The following is a 7,930-nucleotide window of genomic DNA, read 5'->3' as shown; positions in this document are numbered from 1 at the left end:
AATCTAACTTTTTTAAGTTTAGTATAAAACTAAATTTTTAAAAATGACCCTTTGAAACCCTGATGAAATCTATGCTTGACAGCCTGGGATAACAAAAATTTTTTACATAAAATCAATAACTTACAAGGATACTTTTTGGCAATTTCAATTGCAAATGAGACTCAATAAAATACCTCTAAAAATACCCTTCTCTATGTCGCATAAAATCTTATTTGTAGGGAAGGGCAAAAAATGTTTATTTGTTTACCAAATATACTTACACACACCCTTGAAAAAGTTATGCTGGCCCCTTAAAGCTCAAGATTGCCCCTGCCCTGTAGCCTATTCTCTTGTCAAAGACCTAAGATATATTAAAAACTATAATCTAAAACAAAATTTTTACAAGATAAATAGTTTAAAAATATAATTTGGAAAAGTAGGGAGGGGTTTAGAGTCTAATTTGTAATGGTTGTGATGAGCCCGCGTGGTTAAATAAAAATGTGAAAAAATAATTCCCTTGAAACTTAGAGAAAAATGCCCGGGGCCGGACTCGAACCGGCACGGGGCGGAAACCCCAGTGGATTTTAAGTCCACAGCGTCTACCAATTCCGCCACCCGGGCGAAAAACCCGTATACTTTTGTAAATATTACTCTAAAAATCTGGTTTATCAAGAGGTTCTCACCTTGTTTTTTGCCAGAAAATGTTTTAAAATTTTATCGTACTTAAGCCATGTTAAAAGAACTTAGTATTAGAAATTTGGTGTTGATAGACGAAATCTCGCTTAACTTTGATAAAGGATTTATTGTTTTTACCGGAGAAACAGGGGCAGGAAAGTCTTTGATAATAAAGGCAATAAGGCTCCTTTTAGGAGATCGGTTTAGTCAAGACTATCTGAAACCAGGGGCTAAAGAAGGAGAGGTAGAAGCCCTTATCTGGGGAGGCGATTTTCTATATCAAAGATTAAAAGACTTAGGATATCAAGAAACAGATGAGGTGCATATCCTCAGGGTTTTTTCTCCAAAAAAACAGAGAGTTTTTATTAACGGAGAACCAGCTTCTTTAACAGACCTTAGCTACCTAATCAAAGATTTAATCCTTCTTACCAGTCAGCACGAATTTTACACCCTTATTGATCCCGAAAAACAGTTAGAGCTTTTAGATGAGTTTGCTGATTCATTTAGTCTTTTGAAGGCTTATAGAGAGGCCTTAGCTCGTTATAAAGAAATTTCTTCTCAAGTTTTGGCTTTAGAAAAAAAACTTGAGGATCTCTCCGTTAAAAAAGATTTTTTACTTTTCCAGATAAAAGAGCTTGAAGACCTAAAACCCGATCCTGAGGAAGAAGAACAACTTAGAGAGGAAAGAGAAAAACTTAAAAACCTTACGTTTTTAAAAGAACAGTTAGACTTGACATCAAAAAGTTTAGAAGAGACTACCTCAAACCTTTATCAGGCTTTATCTTCTTTAGAAAAAATAAGTAGTTTGGATAGAGTTTTTAAGATTTATGCTGAAAAAACCTCAGGGTTTTATTATGAAATTAAAGAGATTTTAAGAGAAATATACACCTATTCCAGAGGGCTTCCTGAAGATAGTTCCCTTTTAGACCAAATAGAAACAAGGCTTTCTCAATACGAAAAATTAAAAAAGAAATATCAGCGAGACACCAGAGGCTTGCAAAAGTTATTAGAGGAACTCAAAAGTGAGTTAAACCTTCTTGAGTTTGGGAGAGAGGATTATGAGGATTTAAAGAAAAAGCAAGAAATAGTTTTAGAAGAAGTCTTAAGCTTAGCTAAAGATTTGTCGTTGAAAAGAAAAGAGGGATCTTTAGCCCTAACTAAATTATTAAAAGAAGAGCTAAAAGAACTTGGGATGGAAAAGGTTGAGTTTTTGATAGAAGTTAACTCTAAAGCACCTGAAGGAAGTAACCTTGGTTCTTATGGGCTTGATGAGGTGAGATTTCTTTTTTCATCTAATCCAGGGATCCCTCCAAAACCTCTTGAAAAGGTAGCTTCAGGAGGAGAACTTTCTCGTATTTTTCTGGCTATTCAATCAATCATCCAGACCAAACAGACACCTAAAACAGTAATTTTTGACGAGGTAGACGTAGGTATAGGTGGGATTACCGCGAAAAAAGTAGGTGAAAAACTTAAAAAACTTTCGGAAAATACGCAGGTAGTTTGTATTACCCATCTTCCTCAAATAGCAGCCATGGCAGATCATCATTTTTTAGTAGAAAAGTACTCAGATCTTGGAGAAACCAAAGCGGTGGTTAGACCTCTTGAGAAAGAAGAAAGGCTTAAAGAGATCGCAAGAATGTTAGGTCATCCTGAAAACCTTGAGTTAGCTCAGCAGTTTTTAAGGGAAAGTTCTTAGATGGGAAAGGCTCTTTTGTTATTTTCAGACGGGCTTGACAGCCTTCTTGCTGGCCTTGTCTTGAAGACTCAAGGGATAAAGGTTATACCTGTTAAATTTATTACCCCTTTTTTTGGTTGGAAATACAAAAAAAATCCTGAGATTTTTTATCAAAAGAGTTTAGAGCTGGGGTTTGAAAAAGGATTGGTTTTAGACATTACGGAAGAATATCTTCAGATTTTAAAAAAACCAAGATATGGGTATGGAGATTTTGCTAACCCTTGTTTAGACTGTAAAATTTTGATGGTTAGACTTGCTAAAACCTTACTTTCTGAACTTGGGGCTGATTTTATAGCCACTGGAGAGGTAGTAGGACAAAGGCCTATGAGCCAGAATCGACAGGCCTTAGAGACTATAGAAAGAGATGCAGAGGTAAAGGGAATACTGCTTAGACCTTTATCTGCTAAACTTTTGGAACCTACTATCCCTGAAAGGGAAGGTTTAGTAGACAGGGAAAAACTTTTAGACCTTCAAGGTAGACAAAGAAAACCACAGCTTGAGCTGGCTAAAAAATGGGGGATAAAGGAGATACCAACACCTGCTGGAGGGTGTTTATTGACAGACCCTCAGATAGGCTCAAGGGTGTTGAAAGTTTTGAAAGAAAAAAGACTTCTCACCTATAAAACCGCTCAACTTCTTTGCTTGGGAAGACATTTTTTAGAGGAAAACCTTTGGGTTATCCTTGGTAGAAACCAAGAGGAAAATCAGACAATCCAGGAGATAGTCGAAAAAGAGTTTCCTCTTTATATGCTTAGTCAAAGTTCTCCTGTTGCCTGTGTGGTTGAAGGAAATCCTCCTGTAGAGTTTATTAGAGAACTTCTATTAAAATATGCACCTAAAGCAAGAAAAAGGTTGGCTGAGGGAGAAGCCGTAGAATGTATAAAACTGTAGTGCTACTTACGGATTTTGGTATCAAAGACCATTATGTAGGGGTAGTTAAGGGAAAAATATTACAAGAACTTAATAGAAAAGGAGTGAACATAACAAGTCTTCAGTTTATAGACCTTTGTCATGAAATACCACCTCAAGATGTAAAACAAGCATCCCTTATGTTGTTTTTTTCTTATCGTTATTTTCCTGAAGGCACTGTTTTCCTCTGTGTGGTTGACCCAGGGGTAGGTACAGAAAGAAAGGCTTTAGTGGTTAAAACCGATAAATATTTTTTTGTAGGGCCTGATAACGGGATTTTTTCATTAATCTATCAGACAGAAAAGTGTATTCCCTATGAGATAGAGGTTTCTAAAGTTTTACGTCCTCCTTATAGCAAGACTTTTCATGGAAGAGATCTCTTTGCTCCGGTTGTATCTTTTTTGTTAGCAGAGGAACCGTTAGAGAGTTTTAGCCAAAAAATCTCTATGGATACTTTAGTTAAGCTTGAGTTTAAACCTCCTCAAAAAACCGAAAAGGGATTAAAATTAGCTATTTGGTATGTGGATCAGTTTGGCAACTTGATTACTAACCTTAGACAAGAGCTACTTAAGGCAAAGAACAAGCCTTTTAAAATTTTGGTTAACCATCGGGAAGTTCCTTTGGTCAAGACCTATGGTGGGGCCAAGAAAGGGGAGTTGGTAGCTTTGTTTGGGAGTGAAGGATTGTTGGAAATAGCTATAAATCAAGGGTCAGCAAAAGAGGTTTTAGGGGAACCTGAAATAGAAATTATTTTTGAAAACGAGGGAGTTTAATTATGAAGGTGTATTAAAACAGTCTGGGTATGAAGTTTTTGGTTCAGAAAAAGGAGAAATTTATCCTCCTGCTTCAGACATTTTAAAAAATTTAGGAATAAAGGTTCTACCTTTTGATCCAGAAAACATAGTTAAAATAAAACCTGACTGTGTGATCGTAGGAAATTCGGTAAAGGCTAACCATCCAGAGCTTTTGAAAGCCCAGAAGTTAAACCTTCCGTTGTACTCTTTCCCTCAATTTCTCGAAAAGAATTGGTTTAATGGGAAAAAAGTATTGGTGTGTGCAGGAACCCATGGGAAATCAACCACCACCGCGCTTCTAAGTTATTTAATGAAAAGAGGTGGCTATTCTCCTTCTTTTTTGGTAGGAGGGGTGTTGAGGGATGAAGAGAAAAATTTCGGTTATGGTGAAGGGGAATGGATGGTGATAGAAGGAGATGAATATCCCTCTGCCTCTTTTGATAGAGTGCCTAAGTTTTTTCATTATAAGCCCTATGCAGTTATTTTGACAAGCTTAGAATATGACCATGCAGACGTATATTCTAATCTGGAGGCTTTAAAAAAGGTTTTTATAGATATGATAGAGCTTTTACCTGAAGATGGTTTGTTGGTGTATAACGGGGATGATATAAACCTTAATGAGGTTGTTAGCAAAGCAAACCTTAAAGCTAAAGCCGTCAGTTATGGGAAAGGAGAGGCAAATGATTTTAGGTTGCTTAAAGTTGATAGTTTTTTAGATAATCAAGGGTTTATGTCTATTTTTGAGTTTAGTCAGGCTTATAAAAAAGAGGCTTTTCAAGTAAGCTTGGTAGGAGAATATAACGTGTTAAACACCTTAGGGGTGATAGCCTTGCTAAAAGGGTTAGACCTTTTTAACGAGGACATAGAAGAGGGATTAAAAACCTTCCCAGGGATAAAAAGAAGACAAGAGATAATCTATAGGGATAAAGACCTTGTGGTAGTAGATGATTTTGCTCATCATCCTACAGCTGTAAGATTAACTGTAGGTGAGCTTAAAAAAGCGATAAAGCCTGAGCTTACTGTAATATTTTTTGAACCCAGGACCAACTCAAGTAAGCGCAAAATTTTTCAACAGGATTATGTAGAAAGTTTAAGTATAGCAGATGTGGTTTACCTTAAAACACCTGCAGGTATAGAAAACGTTCCTTCAGAGGATAGAATAGACCTTGATAGGATGGTAGAAGAGATTAAACTTAAAGGTAAAAAGGCTTTTAAGCTTACTGAGGAATTTTTCTCCTATCCACGGTTTGAATGGCTAAACTATCTGGGAAAAAAGCTGGTAATATTTATGTCTAGTGCTTACATGGAAAGAGAAATAAAAGGTTTTTTAGCCCAACTCTCTTGATGACTCTAGCAGAAGTTTCTATATTTTTTACCAAAGATAGTATCGAAAAAATTAGACATCCTACCGTTGTGTCTGAATGTGAGAGAGTAGATTTTGAGTTTAAGCACAAAGTAGTTTATTACAATTCAAGATTTCTAAAAGAATTTATCTATCTTCTTAAAGATGACGAAATAGTCTTTTTAGAAGAACTTTTTGGTCCGGTTTTTGACACGTTTGGGTTGACTTTTTTTACTTTTGAAAATAACTTTTATTACCTGTTCAACCTACCTATCAATCCTAACTATACGATACACGTATTTATTCAGGAAAAAGACTGGTTTAGGTTCCCATACTGGATTAATACTGAAAGGCTTGCCAGTTTAGGAAAGATGGCAGGAGAGATTTCTCATGAGCTTAAGAATCCTTTAAGTGGTATTCTTTTGTATGCCAGTATGTTAAAAGAGGAAATAGGAGAGGTTCCTACTTATCAAACATGGATCGATAGGATTATTAATCTGACCGAACGATGTAGAAACATTATCAACGGACTTTTAGCTTTTGGTAGGCCAGAGGAAGAAAAGAGAGAATGGGTAGACTTAAACCTTAGTGTTAAAAAAGTGTATGAACTACTTTCTGAGTATCCTATGTTTAAAAACGTAACTTTTACGTTTAAACTACAAAAAAACCTACCTAAGGTATATGTTAGTCAAAAGCAGATAGAACAGGTGTTTTTTAATCTTTTTATCAACGCAGCCCAGGCGATGAAAGGAAAGGGAGAAATTATTGTAGAAACCTCTGTCAAATATGATACGGTTATCATAAAGGTAAAAGACACCGGTCCAGGTATACCTCCAGAAATTATGCCTTTTATTTTTGATCCCTTTTTTACTACTAAAGAAAAAGGTGAGGCTACAGGTCTAGGCCTTTCTATTTGTTATGGTATCATTAAAAATCATGGAGGTAGGATCAATGTTTATAACCTGAAAGAAGGAGGGGCTTGTTTTGAGATCCTTTTTCCCTTACCAACCAGGGAGACCTTGAGAGAAGATGCGATATAAAGGAAGGATTTTAGTGGTAGACGATGAAATAGATATAAGAGAAGGATTGTCTATCTTTTTTCAAAAAGAAGGTTATCAGGTAGATAACGCTGAAAATAAGAAAGAAGCTCTGGAACATTTTTCTAAGAAAGAATACGATGTAGTTTTTTTGGACCTAAAACTTCCCGATGGAAATGGTTTGGACCTTTTAAAAGAGTTTTTAGAGATAAACTATGAAAGCCAGATTATCGTTATTTCTGCCTATGGTAACATAGAGACAGCTGTTTCTGCTATCAAGATGGGGGCTTTTGATTTTTTAGAAAAGCCCTTTTCAGTCTATCAGGCTAAGGTAGCGGTTGAAAAAGCTATAGAGAAAAAAAAGCTTCTCTTAGAAAACCTTTATCTTAAACTAAGCCTGAAAGAAAAAGAAGAAAAGATAAACTTTGTAGGAGAAGACCCAAAGATAAAACAAATTCTTGAAAAGGCTAAAATCATCGCTTCTACCGACTGCACCGTTCTTATTACTGGTGAGTCAGGTACAGGTAAAGGGCTTTTAGCCAAAAAAATTCACGAAATGGATTTAGTTTATAAGGGCCCTTTTGTATGCGTAGACTGCGGGGCGGTAGTGCCAACTCTTTTTGAAAGTGAGCTTTTTGGACATGCTAAAGGCGCTTTTACCGGAGCTCAGCAAGCTAAGATAGGAAAAATAGAGTTTGCTCAAGGTGGAGTGCTTTTTCTTGACGAAATAGCCAATATTCCTTTAGACCTTCAAGCCAAACTTCTAAAAGTGGTAGAGGAAAAGGAATTTTCTCCTGTAGGTAGTTTAAAGGTGATAAAAGCCAACGTAAGAATCATAGCCGCAACCAACAAAGACCTAAAAGAAGAGGTTAAAAAGGGAACTTTTAGAGAAGACCTTTACTATCGTTTAAACGTGGTAAACCTTCACTTGCCTCCTTTAAGGGAACGAAAAGGAGATATATTACTTTTGGCTAACTATTTCTTAAAATACTTTTGTGAAAAATATAAAAAGCCTATGAAAATTTTCTCTCCTAAAGTTTTATCGCTTTTTATGGATTATCACTGGCCAGGAAACATAAGGGAACTTAAAAACTTAATAGAAAGATTGGTTATTTTTTCTACCAAAGAGGAAATCACAGAAAAAGATTTGCTTTTAGCAGAATTTGAGCCTCTGGTTAAAGAAAAAAGGACAGAAGAATTAACAAAAGAATTGGTTACTTCAAATGGGGAAGAGATCGTTCCTGTAGAAGAGATAGAAAAGCAGTATATAATTAAAGTTCTTAAGCAGCTTAACTGGAACAAAAGTTTAGCCGCTAAAAAATTAGGGATAGACAGAAAAACCCTAACCCTTAAGCTTAAAAAATGGGGATATGATAAACAACTGTTTTAGGTCATTGGTTATGTGAAATATTTCTCTTAACCTTAAAAATATTTATTTTTAAACTATTTTAGTTATTAT

Annotated in this window: 6 protein-coding genes and 1 tRNA gene; 6 read left to right on the top strand and 1 reads right to left on the bottom strand. The window is 35.7% G+C overall.

All coding sequences use genetic code 11. The features are described 5' to 3' along the window. Window positions 1–514: 514 nt before the first annotated feature. Window positions 515–600: transfer RNA gene (locus G580_RS0108865), tRNA-Leu, on the bottom strand. A 109-nt stretch (window positions 601–709) separates the two neighbouring features. Here G580_RS0108865 and recN point away from each other — a divergent pair. From recN to G580_RS0108835, 6 genes are read left to right on the top strand one after another with little or no spacing between them, the layout of a single operon-like run. Beyond that, window positions 710–2,350, top strand: coding sequence for a DNA repair protein RecN (gene recN / locus G580_RS0108860; RefSeq protein ID WP_028841839.1), 1,641 nt, complete (start codon window positions 710–712; stop codon window positions 2,348–2,350). Then, window positions 2,351–3,280, top strand: a complete 930-nt coding sequence (locus G580_RS10760; protein WP_022855023.1) for a hypothetical protein — start codon at window positions 2,351–2,353, stop codon at window positions 3,278–3,280. Continuing rightward, window positions 3,265–4,071 carry an SAM hydrolase/SAM-dependent halogenase family protein gene (locus G580_RS0108850; protein WP_028841838.1) on the top strand — a complete coding sequence of 269 codons (807 nt, stop codon included), beginning with the start codon at window positions 3,265–3,267 and terminating at the stop codon, window positions 4,069–4,071. The genes G580_RS10760 and G580_RS0108850 overlap by 16 nt, the downstream gene beginning before the upstream one ends. Continuing rightward, a complete protein-coding gene (locus G580_RS10755) occupies window positions 4,052–5,437 on the top strand; it encodes a UDP-N-acetylmuramate--L-alanine ligase (protein ID WP_051173332.1) in 1,386 nt (461 codons plus the stop codon). The genes G580_RS0108850 and G580_RS10755 overlap by 20 nt, the downstream gene beginning before the upstream one ends. Further along, window positions 5,437–6,474, top strand: coding sequence for a sensor histidine kinase (locus tag G580_RS10750; protein ID WP_051173331.1), 1,038 nt, complete (start codon window positions 5,437–5,439; stop codon window positions 6,472–6,474). Before G580_RS10755 ends, G580_RS10750 begins: the two co-directional genes overlap by 1 nt. Then, window positions 6,464–7,861: a sigma-54-dependent transcriptional regulator gene (locus G580_RS0108835; RefSeq protein WP_022855019.1), complete on the top strand. Its 1,398-nt coding sequence runs from the start codon at window positions 6,464–6,466 to the stop codon at window positions 7,859–7,861. Before G580_RS10750 ends, G580_RS0108835 begins: the two co-directional genes overlap by 11 nt. Window positions 7,862–7,930: the final 69 nt, after the last annotated feature.

The organism is Thermodesulfobacterium hveragerdense DSM 12571 (genome assembly GCF_000423845.1).
Classification (GTDB): Bacteria; Desulfobacterota; Thermodesulfobacteria; order Thermodesulfobacteriales; family Thermodesulfobacteriaceae; genus Thermodesulfobacterium; species Thermodesulfobacterium hveragerdense.
Note: the sequence above shows the minus strand (reverse complement) of the source record. Positions and strands in the feature narration are given on the sequence as shown.

Bases quoted from the DNA above. Each gene is read 5' to 3' on its own strand.
- G580_RS0108850 (WP_028841838.1), top strand. From the start codon at position 3,265: ATGTATAAAACTGTAGTGCTACTTACGGATTTTGGTATCAAAGACCAT.
- G580_RS0108835 (WP_022855019.1), top strand. From the start codon at position 6,464: ATGCGATATAAAGGAAGGATTTTAGTGGTAGACGATGAAATAGATATA.
- recN (WP_028841839.1), top strand. From the start codon at position 710: ATGTTAAAAGAACTTAGTATTAGAAATTTGGTGTTGATAGACGAAATC.
- G580_RS10760 (WP_022855023.1), top strand. From the start codon at position 2,351: ATGGGAAAGGCTCTTTTGTTATTTTCAGACGGGCTTGACAGCCTTCTT.
- G580_RS10750 (WP_051173331.1), top strand. From the start codon at position 5,437: ATGACTCTAGCAGAAGTTTCTATATTTTTTACCAAAGATAGTATCGAA.